This is a genomic window from Streptomyces sp. 63XJN7_1_ISO-PGPR-S23-121 (assembly GCF_056173025.1).
Genome location: NZ_CM149653.1, coordinates 992709 through 1009295 on the forward strand (window position 1 = coordinate 992709; position 16587 = coordinate 1009295).

Below are 16587 nucleotides of genomic sequence, written 5' to 3' on the forward strand. Positions count from 1 at the left end.
AGGACGCAGGCCCCCGAAAGCCCCGCACGTGAACGGAGTTCGCGCATGTCCGAGGTCGACTACGCACTGCACCGCAAGGTGCAGGAGGTCAGCAACCTCGTCGTCAGACTCACCGAACAGGTCGGCTCGGTGTCCGGCCAGGTCTCCACGGTCGAGGCCGCCCAGCAGCAGGCCCGCACCGAACTCCAGGAACTGCGCGACGAGTTCCTCGCGTTCGTGCGGCAGGCCGAGACGACGGCCAACGTGCAGCGCGCCGAGACCCGCATCGGCGTCATCGAGGACAAGATCGACCACCAGTTCGGCCACCACAAGACGGTCCGGCGCACCGCCGTCGGCATGCTCCAGGCCTTCGACGTGGGCCTCGTCTCCGAGGACAACGTCCGCATGGTCAGCGACCAGCTGATGATCCAGACGCCCCGCTACTGGCTGGCGCCCGCCCTCGTCGCCCTCGCCTCCTGGTCGGCCGACGACCCGGGGCTGTGCGAGCGCGCCGTCGACGAGGCGTTCCGCCGCTCACCCGACCGCACCGCGCTGTTCTTCGCCCTCGTCCTGCGCCGCCAGGGACGCCGCGAGGGCGCGGTGCGCTGGCTGCGGCACTACCTGCTGGCCCAGGACCCGACGTCGCTCGGCCGCGAGTTCGCCGTCATCCTGGAGGCCATCGCCCAGGGCGCCTTCGGCGTCGTCGGCCGCGACCTGCTGGACCGCACCCTCGCCGAATGGCGCGCCCACCTGGCGGGCAGCGCCGACGCGCAGGCCCGGCAGGTCAAGCGCTGGCGCGACGAGATCGCGGCCCTGCGCGGCCCGTCCGCACAGCAGGAGTTCCCGCGGCTCGCGGCCGTCTCGCCCCAGTGGGGACAGCTCGACGGGGTGCTCTCCGGCGCCCGCGGCCAGCAGCTCCTGCTGGACAAGTACCGGGCCGTCCTCGACCGGGAGTTCGCGCCCTCCGACCGCATCGAGGACGCCGTCGACGACATCCTCGACCGCCTGGTCTCCGAGTACGACAACGAGGAGCTGCCGCTGCGCCGCGACCTCGCCTTCAACCAGGCGGTCGTCGACCACGACGGCGACCTCGACTCCGCCCGCCGGACCGCCGACGCGGACGCCGCCTCGTACGAGGAGACCCTCGACTACCTGACCGTGCAGACCACGGCCGCCCTCAACCCGGAGGCCATCGGCACCTCGCCGGCCACGCAGCGCCTGGCGGTCGCCGCCTGCCACGAGTGGTTCAAGCAGGCCCACGCCGGGCACACCCGCGACTACCGGGCGGCCATGCCGCAGGACGTCCAGGCGCACTTCGACACCGCGTATACCGTCGCCGCCCAGTCCTTCCGGCTGCCGCCCTGGACCGGCTCCTTCACACAGCCCCTGGCCGTCCTGGAGAAGTCCCTCGCCGACCACTGGGACCGGCACATGACCCCCTTCATCGACGCGCTCGGCTACCCGTGGGTGAAGAAGGCTGTGCCCCTGGCCGCGGTGGTGATCGGCATCCTGCTGATCGTCACCCAGGCGAGCGTCGGCTTCGGGCTGGGCGCCGCCGCGGTCGTCGGCGCCGTGTGGGGCCTGGTCTTGTACAACGGCGCCCAGGCCGCCCGGCGCAACCAGGACACCGCCCGCCAGGCCCTGGAAGCGGCCAGGACCGAGTCCCTGCACGCCCTGCGCGGCGCCTCCGCCGAACTCACCGACTGGTACGAGAAGTTCCGCGCCGCCGACCAGGTGGAGGCCAGGGTCCGCGAACTGATCGCGTCCCTGCGGACCACGGACGGACCGGCCTCACCGTTCGAGGGCCGCACCGTACGCCAGGAGGACGAAACCCGATGAGCACCCCGAACACCCCGCCGGCCGGCTCCCCGGCCCCGCCCCCGCCCCGCACGTCCCCGGACGCGTCCCCGTGGGCGGGCTCCGCCGACGCCGGGCGGACCCAGTCCTCCCCGTGGGGCGCCGTGCGCCGGCCGCGGCAGGAGCGCGTCACCAGCAGGCTCCGCAAGCTCGTCGAGGGCCTGCCCGACTGGGAACCGCTGCCGCCCGGCGAGACCCTCGTGCGCCGCCCCGGGAGCAACGCCCCGTGAGCGGCCTGTGGGGCGACGGCGGCGCCTACCAGGCCTGGGCCGACTTCCTTCGCCGCTGGGCGGCCCGCGAGCCCGTCGACCCGGCCGCCCTGCCCGCCCTCACCGACGAGCACTACGACGCGGCCACCTGGGTACGGCTCGGCACCCACCTCACCAGCTCGATCAACACCCGCCTCGGCTCCTGGGCCGACGCGCTGGTGCGGGCCCTGGACCAGGCGCGCGACGAGTTCAGCTACGGCCGCGAGCTCACCCAGGCCCGCGCCGGACTGCGCGAGGTGCGCGCCCTGGCCGCCCACCCCGGGCTGCCCGAGTCCCTGCGGACCGAGCTGCTCCGGCTCGTCGACCAGCAGATCCCGCACGTGCAGGAGCAGCTGGAGCACCAGCTCGCCGAGGAGGAGCGCCGCGGTGCCGACCGGCGCCTGCTGGAACGCCGCCGCCGCACCCTGCGCGACAACGCCCTCACCGGTGTCCTCGCCGCGCCGCCGCCGGCCACGCCGACCGTGCCCGACCCGTGGGCCGCCGACGTCCCCGGCAGCCCGCCCCGGCGCCGGATCGTGCCCGGCTGAGTCCCCCCGGGGCCCGCCCGCACGCACGGGCCCCGCCCGCTCCGGAACGCGCACCCCGCCCACCCTCGCCCCGAAGGCCGTACCCCGTATGTCGAACTACGCCGAAAGCCTCACCCACCTCGACAGTTACATCTCCGCCCGCGTCCCGGTCATCGCCATGCGGACCATCGAGCAGCAGCGCGCCCTGCGGCTGCTGAGGGAGGCGGCCACGCAGTCCCGGCGCAGCAACATGCCGTTCTGGATCTACACCCGCGCCACCGGCCTGCGCGACCTGCGGACCAACGCCTCGGTCCAGGACGACCGTTCGCTCACCGGCGCCATGGACTTCGCCGCCACCCAGTTCGGCAGCCGCGCCAACGCCACCGTCGTCTTCGTCGACCCGGACGAGCTCGAGTCCGACACCCCGGTCACCCGGCACTTCGCCGAGCTGGCCCGGCTCGCCGACAGCAACATGGGCAGCATCGTGATCATCACCGACACGCCCGTCTGGAGCGGCCTACAGCGGCTCGGCATGAGCCTCAGGCTCGACCTGCCGGACTCCGAGGAGATGTACGCCATCCTCAGCGGCTTCCTCGGCGACCACCACGGGCACATCCCGATCGAGTGGACCGAGGAGGACGCCCGCCGCGCCGCCGAGTTCCTCAGCGGCGTCACCGAGGCGGAGTGCGTCAACCTGATGGCGACCATCGCCGCCAAGGGCGCCATCCTCAAGGAGGACGTCCTCGGCCTCGCCCAGGCCAAGGACCGCATCTTCAGCGACCTGACCGGCCTCGAACGCGTCCAGCTCCGCGACAGCGACTACGCCGTCGGCGGCCTCGTCGGCCTGCGCACCTGGCTGCGCCGCAAGAACGACATGATCTCCCGCGACCTGCGGCAGACCGCGCTGCGCCCGCCCCGCGGCGTCCTGCTGGTCGGCGTCCCGGGCTGCGGCAAGTCCCTGTCCGCCAAGGCCATCGCCCACGAGTGGCGGCTGCCGCTGTACCGCCTCGACATGGCCAGCATCCACGGCAAGTACCTCGGCGAGTCCGAGGGCCGCTTCCGCGAGGCGCTCGCCATGGCCGACCGGGTGGCGCCCTGCATCCTGTGGATCGACGAGATCGAGAAGGGCCTCGCCGGCCGCGACGACATGTCGGGCGTGCCGCAGCGCATCATCGGCCAGTTCCTGTACTGGCTCCAGGAGTCCCAGTCCCGCGCCTTCGTCGTCGCCACCGCCAACGACATCCGTAGCCTGCCGCCCGAACTGCTGCGCAAGGGCCGCTTCGACGAGCTGTTCTTCGTCGACCTGCCCGACGCCGAGGACCGCCGGGAGATCCTCGGCATCTACTACCGCCGCTATCTGGAGACCGAGCCGGAGCCCGAGCTGATCAACCGGCTCGTCGACCTCTCGGAGGGCTTCGCGGGCTCCGACATCGAGGCCGCGCTGCACGACGTGGGGGAGGAGGCGCTGATCCGCGGCGGGGTCGGGGCGCTCAAGGACTCCTTCGTCCTCGACACGTTCGCCGACGTACGGCCGCTGAGCGTGAGCAACCCCGAGCAGATCGAGGAGATCCGCGCCTGGGGCCGCGAGCGGGCGGTGCCGGCCGGCCGCGGCGCGGTGACTCCGGTGCCGGGCGACGGCGCGCGGACGCGGCGGATCGTCTTCATGGACGAGTGACGGGTGCGGGGCCGGCCGACGCACAACTGTGACGTGCGGGAACGCGGGTGACCGGTGGACCGGCTGTTCCCGGCACAGGAATGTCGTCCATACTTCCGCCGTGGAGCAGCGCATAGGTTCGAGCAGCAAGCCCCTGGAAGGCGCCGGTTTCGACCCGGCCTTCATCCCCGGGCTCACCTCGCCCGCGTCCGGTGAGCCGGAGGAAGCGCAGCCGGAGGAGGTGGAGGAGAAGCCACCGGCGTCCGCGGAGCCCGCCGACGCCCCGGCCACCGCCGAGGAGTCCGGCACCGGCGACGCGGCGGCGGCGCCCGGAACCGGGGAGGCCCCCGACGGCCCGGTCTTCGAGGCGTCCGACCGCCGCGCCCGCATCGTCGCCGACCACAGGGGCGTACGCCTGGCCCTGGACGACCAGGCGTGCGAGTTCCGCTGGGACGAGATCGGCGCCGTGGAGACGGAGACCGGCCGCTTCGGCAAGCGGTTCACCGTCACGGTGCACACGCCGGACCGGCGTTGGTACCCGATCGAGATCGAGGCCACGTCCCGCGGCCGCTTCAAGGAGTGGGAGTCGGCGCTGGACGAGGTCCTCGACGCGTACTTCGAGGACGGCGAGCCGGAGCCCGCGGCGAAGGACGAGCCGGGGAACGGCCCCGAGGACGAGCCGGAGGGCGAGCCGGAGAACGGCCCGGAGAGCGACGCGGACGGCGAGGGGCGCAGGGCCGGGGCCTCCGCAGAGTAAGCGCATCGCGTGAAGATCCCCGCACGCCCTCTTGCCCCACCGTCCGCTTTCCGCTTCCTTGACTCGCATGGCGGACACCACGGGCAACACTCGGGACACCGGTGCACCACTCGCGGCGGGGGCAGGACCGGCTCCGCACAGGTCCACCTGGCGGCACATCGGGCCAGGCATCGTCGTCGCCGCGACCGGTGTCGGCGCCGGCGACCTCGTGGCCACCCTCATCGCGGGCAGCAACTTCGGCTACACGCTGCTGTGGGCCGCGATCGTCGGCTGCCTGGTGAAGATCTCCCTCGCGGAGGCGTGCGGCCGGTGGCATCTGGCCACCGGCCGCACGCTCTTCGACGGCTGGGCCAGCCTCGGCCGCTGGACCATGTGGTTCTTCGCGGTCTACGCCGTGATCTGGGGCTTCGTCTACGGCGCGGCGGCGATGTCGTCCAGCGCCCTGCCGCTCCAGGCCCTGTTCCCCGACGTGATGGACCTCGAGTGGTGGGGTGTGGCCTGCGGAGTGACCGGCCTGGTCTTCGTCTGGTTCAACAAGTACGCCGTCTTCGAGAAGGTCATGACGGTTTTGGTGGGTGTCATGTTCGTGGTGACGGTCTATCTGGCCGTCCGGGTCACCCCCCACCTGGGCGACGCCTTCGCCGGCCTCCTCCCCGTCCTCCCGGACGAGAAGGACTCCGTCCTCAACACCCTCGGCCTGATCGGCGGTGTCGGCGGCACGATCACGCTGGCCGCCTACGGCTACTGGGTCAACGCCAAGGGCTGGACCGGCACCGGCTGGATGAAGGTCATGCGCCTCGACAACCGGGTCGCCTACGCCACCACCGGCATCTTCGTCGTCGCGATGCTGTTCGTCGGCGCCGAGCTGCTGCACTCGGCGAACATCGCCATCGCGAGCGGCGACAAGGGCCTGGTCCAGCTCGGGGACGTCCTGGAGGACGAGTACGGCACCGCGACCGGCAAGCTCTTCCTGATCGGCTTCTTCGCCACCTCCTTCACCTCGCTGATCGGCGTCTGGCACGGCGTGAGCCTGATGTTCGCCGACTTCCTGGCCCGGCAGCGGGGCGAGCGGGAGGCGCGCGGCGACGAGCTGGCCTCGGGGCGCCGCGAACGCTCCTGGGCCTTCCGCGCCTACCTGCTCTGGCTCACCTTCCCGCCCGTCGTCCTGCTCTTCCAGGGCCAGCCCTTCCGCTTGATCATCATCTACGGCGTCCTGGGCGCCGCCTTCATGCCCTTCCTCGCACTCACCCTGATCTGGCTCCTCAACTCCTCCCGCACGCCCCGCGCGTGGCGCAACGGCGCACTGAGCAACGGCATGCTCGCCGTCGCCGGCCTGCTGTTCCTGGCGCTGTGCGTGAAGCAGGTCTGGGACCAGCCGTGGTCGGAGTTCTTCTGATCCGGGCGGGCGGGATCAGCGCACCTGGTCCCACTTCGGGCTGAGCGCGATCCGCTCGAGCTGCTCCATGGTCAGCGCGGGCGCGTCACGGGTGGCGTCCTCGTGCTGGGCACCGGTGTTGAAGGCGCTGACCACGACGCGGAGGCCGCCGGGCCGCATGGTGTCGACGGTCCACATCACGACCCCGGCGCCGCCCTTCTCGCCGGGCCCCTGCGAGGTGGCGACCAGGGTGCCGTCGGGTCGGGTCTCGGCGGAGCCGTAGAGCTGGTCGGCGACGTCCCGCATGTCGGGCTGCACGTTGATCTGGACGAGGCTACGGCCCTCGCCGTCGTCGAGGACGAGATAGCCGTACCCCGTCTCCTGGTCGCCGCGCGAGACGACGTCCGCCCCGTCGGGCAGCAGCGATTCCAGCGTCTTCCCGATCACCGCGCCCGACGCCTCGGGCTCGCGGGCCGGTGCCGCGGACGCCGCCGCCTTCTTCCTGGCCTCCGCCTTCGGGTCCTCGGGGATCGCGTCCACGACGCGGCGCCACACGTCGGCGGTGACGATCTCCCGCAACTGTGCGGGCGTCAGCGGCGGCCGGTCCCGGGTGATCGCGGCGTCCTTCTCCGCCGGCGCGTTCCACTCGCTCAGCGACACGTGCTGTCCCCGGGCCGTGACCAGCTCCGCCGACCACCACTTGGTGTCCACGCGCCGGTCGGGGTACTCGTAGCCCTGGTAGACCATGAGCACCGAGCCGTCGGGCAGCCGGTCGGTGGTGCAGGCGTCGTACGGGACCAGGGCCTTGTCCGGGCAGGTCGTCCGCTCCCGGACGTCCCGGCTGCCGGGCTCCAGCCGGTCGAGGCTGATGCCGACGGCCGCCGCGCCCCGGCCGTCGTCGAACACGAGGTGGGCGTAAGGGGGCAGCCCCGGGCCGGTGCCCTGGGCCTGCTCCCCGCTGACCTCGCCCTCGGGCAGCAGCTCCGTGAGGGCCCGGACGAGATCGTCGCCGGAGAAGGAGGCGGTGGGCGCGGGGCTCGCGGCGGTGGCCTTCGGCGCGGCCGCCGGGGTCGCCCCCCGCGCCCCGGCGGGGTCACCGCCGTCCGGCAGGAGCAGCGCCCCGCCGACGCCGATCAGGGCGATGCCGGCCGCCCCGCCGAGCACGCCGGCCCGCCGCCGCAGCCGGGCGCGGCGCCCGCGGGCCCGGCCACCGGCGGCCAGCGCCGTCCGGTCGGTGTCGAAGCCGTCGCCGGCCTCGCGCAGGGCGGCGCTGAGCCGGTCCTCGAAGGGATCCTGGTGCTGGGTTCCGGGCATGGCGAACCACCCTTTCGGCAAGGTGAGATGAGAGGTGCGGGGCGGAAGGGGCGCGTCAGGGTCTGGCGTACTCCGCGAGGTCCTCGCCCAGCAGCTCCCGCAGCCGGCCGAGCGCGCGCGAGCACCGGGTCCGCACGGCCGCCGAGCTGACGTTGAGCACGTCGGCGGTCTGTTCCACGGAGCGGTCCTCCCAGTACCGCAGGACGATGACGGCCCGGTCCTTGGCGGGCAGCCGGGCGAGCGCGGCCAGCAGGGTCAGCCGCAGCGGCGCGTCCCCGTCGGCGGTGCCGGGCAGGTCGGGGAACACGTCCGTGACCCGCTCGCCGCTGCTGCGCCGCCGCTGGTGGGCGAGGAACGCCCGGGTGAGCACGGTCTGCGCGTACGCGGCGGGGTTCTCGGCCCGGGACACGCGTCCCCAGCGGACGTACAGCCGGCCGAGGGCCTCCTGCACGAGGTCCTCGGCCAGATGCGTGTCCCCGGCGGTGAGCAGACACGCGGTCCGGTACAGATGCCCGGCCCGCGCCCCCGCGAACTCGGCGTAGTCGTCCGCCCGCCCCTGCCCCATGCGACACGTCCCCCTGCGCTCGTCCGGTGCTGCCTTCACCTCATTGATGCGGTGGGGCACGGGAAATGTTTCATGCGGCACCCGGGGCGCCCCGGCGGCGGAGACGACGCCGCCCCCGCCCACGTCACCGTGGGCAGGGGCGGGCGCGGATCCGTACGGGCTACGGCAGCGTGTGCACGTGCGCTCCCACCGCGTTCGACCAGGCGTTGCCGGACGTCGCGTCCCAGTTCGTGGACCAGGTCATGGCACCCCGCAGCGACGGGTACGTCCTGGGCGGCTTGAAGGTGCCGCAGTTCGTGCCCTTGGTCAGGCAGTCGAGGGCGTTGTTCACGACGCTCGGCGCCACGTAGCCGCCGCCGGCGGCGCGGGTGGAGGCCGGCAGGCCCAGCCCGACCTGGGACGGGTCGAGGCCGCCCTCCAGCTGGATGCAGGCCAGGGCGGTGAGGAAGTCGACGGTGCCCTGGGAGTACACCTTGCCGTCGCAGCCCAGCATGGAACCACTGTTGTAGTACTGCATGTTGACGACGGTGAGGATGTCCTTCACGTTCAGCGCCGTCCTGAAGTACCCGCCGGACGTCGACTGCATGTCGATGGTCTGCGGCGCCATGGTGAGGACCATGTCCGGACCGGCCTTGGCCGACAGGGCGCGCAGGGCCTGCGTCATGTACGTCGGGTTGAGCCCGTTCTCCAGGTCGATGTCGACGCCGTCGAAGCCGTACGTCTGCATCAGGGAGTACACGGAGTTCGCGAAGTTGGTCGCGGAGGCGGAGTCGTTCACCGAGACGGTGCCCTTCTCGCCGCCGATCGAGATGATGACCTTCTTCCCGGCCGCCTGCTTGGCGCGGATGTCCGCCTTGAACTGGTCGGCGGTGTAGCCGTTCAGCCCGGCCGAGTCGAGGTTGAAGGTCACGGCGCCCGGCGTCGCCGTCGCGTCCGCGAAGGACACGGCGATGATGTCGTACTGCGCGGAGACGTCCGAGATCTTCTGGACGGCGGCACCGTTGTTGAAGTTCTGCCAGTACCCGGTGACGGCGTGCTTGGGCACGTCACCGCCGCCACCGCCGTTGCCGGGGTCCGCCGTACGGGCCGTCACGGCCGCCGACCGGGCGGACTCGCCGGCCGCGTTCGTCGCCGTGACCTGGAAGGAGTACGACGTCGAGGCCGCGAGGCCGGTCACGGTGGCCGAGGTGCCGGTCACGGCCGTCACCTTGGTGCCGTCGCGGTAGACGCTGTAGCCGGTGGCGCCGGACACCGCGTTCCAGGCCAGCGAGGCGGAGGAGGAGGTCGTGCCGGAGACGCCCAGCCCGGCCGGGGCGGCCGGAACGGTCGGCTCGGGCTCCTGGCCGCCGCCGCCCCCGTCGGGGCCGTACACGGACACGTCGTCGACGTAGTACGCCGCCTGCCCGTACCAGCCGTGCGTGTACACGGACACCGAGGTCGTCGAGGCGCCGGTCCGGAAGCTCGTCGAGAGCTGCTTCCAGGAGGCCGAGTCCGGGGTCCAGGTCGACACGTCCGTCGTCCCGGTGCCGGTCACGCCCAGGTAGGAGTAGCCGCCCTGGACCCACGCGCTCAGCGTGTACGTGGAGTTGGGCCGCACCTTGACCGTCTGCGCGCAGCGGGCGTTGTCCTGCCCGCCGGGCGTCGCCCTGAGCGCGGCGGTGCCGGAGTGCGCGGGGGAGGCGACGGTCGTACCGCTGTTCGCGGAGCAGGTCCAGTTGCCGAGGCCGGCCTCGAAACCGGCGTTCCTGGCGTTGTTGACGTCCGCGGCGGACGCCTGGCCGACGGCGCCGACGGTGAGCGCGAGAGCGGCGGTCACGGCGCCGACCACGGACCCGACCCGCATCCGTCGATGTCCGCGCCGTCTGTGTACGGGCTCCACTGGGGCCTCCGGTGGGGAGTGGGGAGGAAGGGGGAGGAACGCACGGTGGCCACCGCTGACGTACAAGGTGGTCCAGACCAATTGAGGGTGTCAAGGGGTAGGTACGGACCAACTGGCGCGGCGGGCGCGGAAGACGGCCGCGGCGCCGGCGGTCGGCCGGCCGACCCGCCCCCGGAGGCCCGTGCCGGTGGCGGATTGCCCGGCCTGTCCCGGTTTGCCGTCTCTTGTGCCCCGTAAGTTCCCCCATGAGGTACAGAAACGCTGTTCTCCGGTCACAGACGCGTGGTTACAGTGCTCACGTAGTCACGCAGTGAAGTCGTCCGGGTGGGCCGAAGCGATGCCGGCCGACCCGGGGGCATGGGGAGACGGGGAGCCGCGCGTGCCAACTGCCATTGCCGTGACCAGTGCCGACATGGCACTGCCGCCGCAGGACGAACGGACCGTGCCCGCGGCCGTGCTCCAGGACGTCGGCCGGCGGCCGCTGGAGCAGGTGCTGGGCGAGATGCAGGCGCTGGTCGAGCAGCACGGGCACGTGATCGTGGTCGGCTCGCAGGGCGTCTCCCCGGAGGTGGAGCGGCGGCTGCACACCGTCCGGTCCCTGCTGGAGACCGACCGGATCGCCCTGTTCCGCCCGGCCCTGCCGCCGCTCGGAATCGCCGTACTGGCCCGCCAGTTACGGCAGCTCGCCTCCTGCGACCTCGGCCCCGGCGTCCTCGCCTCGGCCGGCCGGCTCCTCACCCACTACCTCCACTCCGGCGCGCTGCTCGGCTCCGTCGCCCGGCTCGACCGCGTCCCCGTGACGCTGAAGTCGCACGCCAAGTCGTGGGTGCCGGGCAGCCAGTTCGGCGTCGTGGCGCACCCCGAGCCGCAGCTGGTGCGGATCGGCCCGGACGCGGCCCTCGCCGGACCCGAGTTCGGGACCTGGCTGCTGCACGCCAAGGGACAGCTCGCGTCCGACTGGGTCACCGGCACCCTGGCCCCGTCCTGGAAGGTCCAGGGGCTGCACGAGGCCCCGCTCCCCGCGGAGTCCTCCGCCTGGTGGGGGACCGGCAGGCTCACCGAGTTCTGCGCCTACCTGCCCGACCTGTCGGTGCTCTACCAGCTCGTCACCTCGGTGCGGCGCAGCAGCTGCCACTGGTGCGGTATCGACGTCATCGGCGACCGCTGCGTCTTCTGCTCCGCGACCCCGCCCGCCGACGACGCCTGCCCCGCCCCCGCCCCCGGACCTCGCCGTGAGCTCCGACGCGGCAGACGCGCGCTCACCGGGTAGGCCCGCCCCGTTCAGCTCGTCCCGTCCTCCGTTCCGGCTCGACCGATTCCCCCAATGAGGTTGCACGGCCCATGAACTCCCGCCAGCGCCGCGGCATCATCCTGCTGATCCTGTCGGTCCTCTGCGCCCTCGGCGCCTTCGCCGGCGTGCTGTCCGTCATCGACGACGCGAAGTCCAAGGTCGGCCCCGAGGTCACCGCCTACCAGGTCAAGGACGACGTGGCGCCCTACACGTCCCTCAGCGCGGACCAGTTCGAGAAGATCGAGATGCCCGAGCGCTGGCTGTCGGACAACGCGGTCACGGACCTCTCCCGGATCCGCGGCAAGATCGCCGTGACGACCCTCAAGAAGGGCTCACTGCTCCAGAGCGACATGATCGTCGACCAGCCCGCCCTCCAGCCGGGGCAGCAGGAGGTCGCCATCATGATCGACGCCGCGACCGGAGTCGCCGGCAAGATCACGCCGGGCGCCACCGTGAACGTCTACGCCACCTTCGAGGGGGAACGCGAGGGCGCCCCCGACCTCTCCAGGATCATCGTGACGAACGCCAGGGTCATCGACGTCGGCGAACTCACCTCGCTCCAGCCCGGCGACAAGAGCGGCGACCGCCGGCCCACCGACGCGGTCCCCATCACCTTCGCCCTGTCCACCATCGACGCCCAGCGCATCACCTACGCCGAGTCGTTCGCCCAGCGGGTCCGGCTCGCGCTCGTGGCGCCGGGCAGCGGCACCACGGTCCCGGACAAGGACCGTACGTACGAACTCGCGAAGGACAAGTGAGAGGCCCGCATGCCCACGAGGATCCTGCCGGCAGGCGGCGACGCGGACGCCGTACGGTCCATCACGACCCTGCTAAGCCAGCTCCCGGACGCCGAACCCGTGGCCCCCGTGGCCGACTCCACCCAGCTCGTCGACACCCTCGCCCGGCTGGCCGCCGAGTCGGTCGACGAACTGCCCGAGGTCGTCGTGGTCCACGAGCGCATCGGCCCCGTCCCGGCGCTGGAGCTGATCCGCGAGGTGGCGCTGCGCTTCCCTGCCGTCGGCGTCATCCTCGTCACCTCCGACGCGAGCCCCGGCCTCTTCCAGGCCGCCATGGACTACGGCGCCCGCGGCCTGGTCGCCCTGCCGCTCGGCTACGAGGAACTCGCCAGCCGCGTCCAGGCCGTGGCCCAGTGGTCGGTGGGCGTCCGCCGGCACCTCGGCAGCGGCGGCGACGTGTTCACCGGCGCCGGCGGCACCGTCGTCACGGTCAGCGGAGCCAAGGGCGGGGTCGGGGCGACCCTGACCGCCGTCCACCTGGCGCTCGCCGCCCAGGCGTCGGGCCGCGCCACAGCCCTGGTCGACATGGACCTCCAGTCCGGCGACGTCGCCTCCTACCTGGACGTCCAGTTCCGCCGCTCCGTGGTCGACCTGGCCGCCATCAACGACATCTCGCCGCGCGTCCTGGCCGACGCCGTCTTCCGCCACGACACCGGCCTCGCCCTGCTGCTCGCCCCCGGCGAGGGCGAACGCGGCGAGGAGGTCACCGACCGAGCCGCCCGCCAGGTCGTCAGCGCCCTGCGCTCCCGCTACGAGGTCGTCGTCATCGACTGCGGCGCCCAGCTCGGCGGGGCGGGCGCCGCCGCCGTGGAGATGGCCGACACGGCACTGCTGGTCACCACCCCGGACGTGATCGCCGTCCGGGGCGCCAAGCGGGCCGTGCGGATGTGGGACCGGCTCCAGATCCGCAAGGCGGAGGAGACGACCGTGGTCGTCAACCGGCACACTCGCGGCACCGAGATCCAGCCCCCGCTGATCCGCAGGATCACCGGCACGGCGGTCGCCGCCACCACCGTCCCCGCGGCCTTCAAGGAACTCCAGGGCGCCGTGGACTCCGGGCGCCTCCACGAACTCGACGGCAAGAGCACCGTGAAGCAGGCCCTGTGGGCCCTCGCGGGCGAGCTGGAGCTGGTCGGGACGGCCGGGGGCGACCGCAAGGGCGGCCGGTTCCGCAGCGACCGCGGGTCGGTGAGCTTCCGGCGCCGGAAGGACGGTGGGGGATGAGGACGCACGGCTTACTCGGCCCCGGCGGCCGCCACCGCGACCGCGACCGCGGGCAGGTCACCATCGAGTTCCTCGGCATGTTGCCGACGATCATCGTCACGCTGGTGGTGCTGTGGCAGCTCGTCCTCGTGGGATACACGTTCACCCTCGCGGGTAATGCTGCGGACGAGGCGGTACGCGCGGCGACGGCGGCCGGCCCGGGGGAGCGGCAGGGAGCCTGCCAGGACGCCGGCCGGGACAAGCTGCCGGGGGCCTGGGAGGGGGGCGCCGGAGTGGACTGCGGCACCGCGAACGGATACGTCACGGCCGACGTGCGGCTCGAGGTCCCCATCCTCTTCCCGGGCACCGTCGGCTTCCCCTTCACCGTGCACGGGCACGCGGGGGCGGTCGAGGAGGAGGACGACTGACATGCCGTACCCCCACCGGAAGCGACGGGCCGGCGACCGCGGCCAGGTCGCCATCGAGTACCTCGGCTTCCTCCCGATCCTGGTCGTCGTCGCCCTGGCCGCAGTACAGCTGGGCCTCATCGCCTACACCGCCCAGCAGGCCGGCACGGCGGCCCGCGCCGGCGCGCGGGGGGCCTCGCTCCAGGAGAACGCCCAGGAGGCCTGCACCACGGCGGTCAGCGACTGGCTGGCCGACGGCACCGACTGCCCGCCCTCGTACGGCGGCGACGAGGTGACGGTCACCGCCTCCGTCGCCATCCCCTCCGTCGTGCCGGGCTGGGACTTCGGCGACGCGACCAGGACGGCGACCATGCCGCTCGACCACCGAGCGGACGAGTGACCGCGTGAACGAGGAGCAAGGAGCACCGGACGCATGAGCCTGCGCGCACGCATCCACGCACCCGAGGAGCACGGCGGCCGGGGCGAGGACGGACACCTCGTCGCCTCCTACCGGGCCAAGCTCCTGGAGGAGATCGACCTCGCGGAGATGAGCTCGCTCGCCATGGCCGAGCGCCGGGCCCGGCTGGAGCGCGTCCTCGGGCACATCATCAGCCGCGAGGGCCCGGTCCTGTCCACGGTCGAGCGCTCCCAGCTGATCCGCCGGGTCGTGGACGAGGCCCTCGGTCTCGGCATCCTCGAACCCCTGCTGGAGGACGCCTCGATCACCGAGATCATGGTCAACGGGCCGGACTCGATCTTCGTCGAGCGTGGTGGCCGCGTGGAACAGCTCCCGCTGCGCTTCGCCTCCGAGGACCAGCTGATGCAGACCATCGAGCGGATCGTCTCCACCGTCAACCGCCGCGTGGACGAGTCCAATCCGATGGTCGACGCCCGCCTCCCCTCCGGCGAGCGCGTCAACGTCATCATCCCGCCGCTGTCCCTGACCGGCGCCACGCTCACCATCCGCCGCTTCCCGCGCTCCTTCACCCTGCAGGAACTGATCGGCCTCGGCTCGCTCGACGAGCACATGCTGTACCTGCTGGCCGGACTGGTGCAGGCCCGCTTCAACATCATCGTCTCGGGCGCGACGGGCACCGGGAAGACGACCCTGCTCAACGCCCTCTCCGGCCTGATCCCCGAGACCGAACGCATCATCACCATCGAGGACTCCGCCGAACTCCAGCTCCAGCAGGCCCACGTGATCCGCCTGGAGTCCCGCCCGCCCAACGTCGAGGGCAAGGGCCGGGTCACCATCCGCGACCTGGTCCGCAACTCGCTGCGCATGCGCCCCGACCGCATCGTCGTCGGCGAGGTCCGCGGCGGCGAGTCCCTGGACATGCTCCAGGCCATGTCCACCGGCCACGACGGATCGCTCGCCACCGTCCACGCCAACAGCGCCGAGGACGCCCTGATGCGGCTCCAGACCCTGGCCTCCATGTCGGACGTCGAGATCCCCTTCGTCGCCCTGCACGACCAGATCAACAGCTCCGTCGACGTCATCGTGCAGCTCACCCGGTTCGCCGACGGAGCCCGCCGCATCACCGAGGTCGCCCTGCTGGCCAGCCACGGCGGCGAGCCCTACCGCCTGGCCACGGTCGCCCGCTTCAACGCCCAGCCGATGACCGCCGACGGCCGGATCTACGGCGCCTTCGAGTACTACCCCCTGCCGCGCCGCACCGCCGAACGCCTGTACATGGCGAGCCAGCCCATCCCGCAGGCCTTCGGCGTGGCCCACTCCGCGGAACAGCTCGCCACCCGAGAAGCCAGGTAGGACCGCCCGATGGAACTGCACACGCTCGTCACGCTCACCACCGGCATCACGCTGCTGACCTGCGTCCTGGCGGTCGTCGGCCTGCACTCCTACGCCGCGGGCAAGGCCCAGCGCGAGGCCCTGGTCGACCGTCTCTCCGCCACCGGGCAGCTCCCCTCCGCCGGGCGCAGGCGCCGCTTCCGCACCCTGGACCGCCGCCTGCGCCGCACGAAAGCGGGCCGGAGACTGGAACTGCGCCTGGCGGCGACCGGGCTGGACATCACCCCCGGTGAGTTCTTCGCCTGCATGGTCGCCGCGGTCGCGGGCCTGTGGCTGGTCGGGCAGGCCGCCCTGGCGCCGTTCTTCGGCCCGCTCGCGGGCCTGCTGGGCATCTGGGCGGCGCTCCAGTTCCTCACCTGGCAACGCCAGAAGCGCATCGAGAAGTTCATCAACCAGCTTCCCGAACTCGCCCGCATCCTCGCCAACGCCACCCAGGCCGGTCTCGCCCTGCGCACCGCCATCGGCATGGCGGCGGAGGAGCTGGAGGCCCCGGCCGGCGAGGAACTCGGCAAGGTGGCCGACCAGCTGGCCATCGGCTCCTCGATGGACGACGCGCTCGGTGAACTCGCCGAACGCCTCCCCTCCCGCGAGCTCGTCGTCCTGGTCACCACCCTCGTCCTGTCCAACCGGGCGGGCGGCCAGGTGGTCAGCGCGCTGCGCAACCTGACGGAGACGCTGGAGGAACGCAAGGAGACCCGGCGCGAGGTCCGCACCCAGCTCTCCCAGGTCAGCATGACGTCGTACGCCGTGCCGGTGCTGGGCGTCGGCTCGTTGTTCCTGATGAACGGGGTGAAGGACGGCGCCCTGGAGCGCATGACGGGCTCCCCGGTCGGCCAGGGCGCGGTGATCGTCGCCTTCGGCCTCTACGCCGTCGGCTTCGTCCTCATCCGCCGCCTGTCCCGCATCGACGTCTGAGGAAGGAGG

Annotated in this window: 16 protein-coding genes; 13 read left to right on the forward strand and 3 right to left on the reverse strand. The window is 72.6% G+C overall.

The window, feature by feature from the left end; all coding sequences use genetic code 11:
- Positions 1–45 precede the first annotated feature (45 nt).
- The 6 genes from AC0VYN_RS04660 to AC0VYN_RS04685 all read left to right on the forward strand — a co-directional run bounded on the left by AC0VYN_RS04660 (position 46) and on the right by AC0VYN_RS04685 (position 6418).
- Positions 46–1818: a hypothetical protein gene (locus AC0VYN_RS04660; RefSeq protein WP_475534899.1), complete on the forward strand. Its 1773-nt coding sequence runs from the start codon at positions 46–48 to the stop codon at positions 1816–1818.
- On the forward strand, positions 1815–2066 hold the full coding sequence (locus AC0VYN_RS04665; RefSeq protein WP_475534900.1) for a hypothetical protein: 252 nt from the start codon (positions 1815–1817) through the stop codon (positions 2064–2066). The genes AC0VYN_RS04660 and AC0VYN_RS04665 overlap by 4 nt, the downstream gene beginning before the upstream one ends.
- Positions 2063–2632, forward strand: a complete 570-nt coding sequence (locus AC0VYN_RS04670) for a hypothetical protein (RefSeq protein WP_386925306.1) — start codon at positions 2063–2065, stop codon at positions 2630–2632. The genes AC0VYN_RS04665 and AC0VYN_RS04670 overlap by 4 nt, the downstream gene beginning before the upstream one ends.
- Before the next feature lie 88 nt (positions 2633–2720).
- Positions 2721–4286: an AAA family ATPase gene (locus tag AC0VYN_RS04675; protein ID WP_475534901.1), complete on the forward strand. Its 1566-nt coding sequence runs from the start codon at positions 2721–2723 to the stop codon at positions 4284–4286.
- A 100-nt stretch (positions 4287–4386) separates the two neighbouring features.
- A complete protein-coding gene (locus AC0VYN_RS04680) occupies positions 4387–5022 on the forward strand; it encodes a hypothetical protein (protein ID WP_475534902.1) in 636 nt (211 codons plus the stop codon).
- Between the two features lie 67 nt (positions 5023–5089).
- The gene (locus AC0VYN_RS04685; RefSeq protein ID WP_475534903.1) at positions 5090–6418 is read left to right on the forward strand and encodes an Nramp family divalent metal transporter; all 1329 of its coding nucleotides are present in this window, start codon (positions 5090–5092) and stop codon (positions 6416–6418) included.
- Between the two features lie 15 nt (positions 6419–6433).
- Here the strand turns inward: AC0VYN_RS04685 and AC0VYN_RS04690 are convergent, their stop codons facing one another.
- From AC0VYN_RS04690 to AC0VYN_RS04700, 3 genes are all read right to left on the reverse strand, one after another.
- On the reverse strand, positions 6434–7711 hold the full coding sequence (locus AC0VYN_RS04690) for a hypothetical protein (RefSeq protein WP_475534904.1): 1278 nt from the start codon (positions 7709–7711) through the stop codon (positions 6434–6436).
- A gap of 55 nt (positions 7712–7766) precedes the next feature.
- A complete protein-coding gene (locus AC0VYN_RS04695; protein ID WP_475534905.1) occupies positions 7767–8276 on the reverse strand; it encodes a SigE family RNA polymerase sigma factor in 510 nt (169 codons plus the stop codon).
- A gap of 160 nt (positions 8277–8436) precedes the next feature.
- Positions 8437–10119 (reverse strand): chitinase, encoded by a 1683-nt coding sequence (locus AC0VYN_RS04700; protein WP_475534906.1) that lies wholly within the window; start codon positions 10117–10119, stop codon positions 8437–8439.
- 373 nt (positions 10120–10492) lie between these two features.
- Here AC0VYN_RS04700 and AC0VYN_RS04705 point away from each other — a divergent pair, with 373 nt between their 5' ends.
- The 7 genes from AC0VYN_RS04705 (at position 10493) to AC0VYN_RS04735 (ending at position 16578) form a co-directional block, all read left to right on the forward strand.
- Complete coding sequence (locus AC0VYN_RS04705) at positions 10493–11425, forward strand: hypothetical protein (protein ID WP_475534907.1); 933 nt, start codon at positions 10493–10495, stop codon at positions 11423–11425.
- Between the two features lie 71 nt (positions 11426–11496).
- On the forward strand, positions 11497–12204 hold the full coding sequence (gene cpaB, locus AC0VYN_RS04710) for a Flp pilus assembly protein CpaB (protein WP_475534908.1): 708 nt from the start codon (positions 11497–11499) through the stop codon (positions 12202–12204).
- A 9-nt stretch (positions 12205–12213) separates the two neighbouring features.
- On the forward strand, positions 12214–13467 hold the full coding sequence (locus tag AC0VYN_RS04715; RefSeq protein ID WP_475534909.1) for a CpaE/TadZ family protein: 1254 nt from the start codon (positions 12214–12216) through the stop codon (positions 13465–13467).
- Entirely contained in the window at positions 13464–13874 is a 411-nt protein-coding gene (locus AC0VYN_RS04720) for a pilus assembly protein (protein ID WP_475534910.1), read from the forward strand. The genes AC0VYN_RS04715 and AC0VYN_RS04720 overlap by 4 nt, the downstream gene beginning before the upstream one ends.
- A gap of 1 nt (position 13875) precedes the next feature.
- Positions 13876–14253: a TadE/TadG family type IV pilus assembly protein gene (locus AC0VYN_RS04725; protein WP_475534911.1), complete on the forward strand. Its 378-nt coding sequence runs from the start codon at positions 13876–13878 to the stop codon at positions 14251–14253.
- A 33-nt stretch (positions 14254–14286) separates the two neighbouring features.
- Positions 14287–15624 (forward strand): TadA family conjugal transfer-associated ATPase, encoded by a 1338-nt coding sequence (locus AC0VYN_RS04730; protein ID WP_451690650.1) that lies wholly within the window; start codon positions 14287–14289, stop codon positions 15622–15624.
- A gap of 9 nt (positions 15625–15633) precedes the next feature.
- Entirely contained in the window at positions 15634–16578 is a 945-nt protein-coding gene (locus AC0VYN_RS04735) for a type II secretion system F family protein (protein WP_385471834.1), read from the forward strand.
- Positions 16579–16587 lie beyond the last annotated feature (9 nt).

Coding starts and splice junctions, on each gene's coding strand:
- AC0VYN_RS04690 (WP_475534904.1), bottom strand. CDS start 7,711: ATGCCCGGAACCCAGCACCAGGATCCCTTCGAGGACCGGCTCAGCGCC.
- AC0VYN_RS04730 (WP_451690650.1), top strand. CDS start 14,287: ATGAGCCTGCGCGCACGCATCCACGCACCCGAGGAGCACGGCGGCCGG.
- AC0VYN_RS04675 (WP_475534901.1), top strand. CDS start 2,721: ATGTCGAACTACGCCGAAAGCCTCACCCACCTCGACAGTTACATCTCC.
- AC0VYN_RS04715 (WP_475534909.1), top strand. CDS start 12,214: ATGCCCACGAGGATCCTGCCGGCAGGCGGCGACGCGGACGCCGTACGG.
- AC0VYN_RS04725 (WP_475534911.1), top strand. CDS start 13,876: ATGCCGTACCCCCACCGGAAGCGACGGGCCGGCGACCGCGGCCAGGTC.
- AC0VYN_RS04685 (WP_475534903.1), top strand. CDS start 5,090: ATGGCGGACACCACGGGCAACACTCGGGACACCGGTGCACCACTCGCG.
- AC0VYN_RS04695 (WP_475534905.1), bottom strand. CDS start 8,276: ATGGGGCAGGGGCGGGCGGACGACTACGCCGAGTTCGCGGGGGCGCGG.
- AC0VYN_RS04660 (WP_475534899.1), top strand. CDS start 46: ATGTCCGAGGTCGACTACGCACTGCACCGCAAGGTGCAGGAGGTCAGC.
- cpaB (WP_475534908.1), top strand. CDS start 11,497: ATGAACTCCCGCCAGCGCCGCGGCATCATCCTGCTGATCCTGTCGGTC.
- AC0VYN_RS04705 (WP_475534907.1), top strand. CDS start 10,493: ATGCCGGCCGACCCGGGGGCATGGGGAGACGGGGAGCCGCGCGTGCCA.
- AC0VYN_RS04735 (WP_385471834.1), top strand. CDS start 15,634: ATGGAACTGCACACGCTCGTCACGCTCACCACCGGCATCACGCTGCTG.
- AC0VYN_RS04720 (WP_475534910.1), top strand. CDS start 13,464: ATGAGGACGCACGGCTTACTCGGCCCCGGCGGCCGCCACCGCGACCGC.
- AC0VYN_RS04665 (WP_475534900.1), top strand. CDS start 1,815: ATGAGCACCCCGAACACCCCGCCGGCCGGCTCCCCGGCCCCGCCCCCG.
- AC0VYN_RS04700 (WP_475534906.1), bottom strand. CDS start 10,119: ATGCGGGTCGGGTCCGTGGTCGGCGCCGTGACCGCCGCTCTCGCGCTC.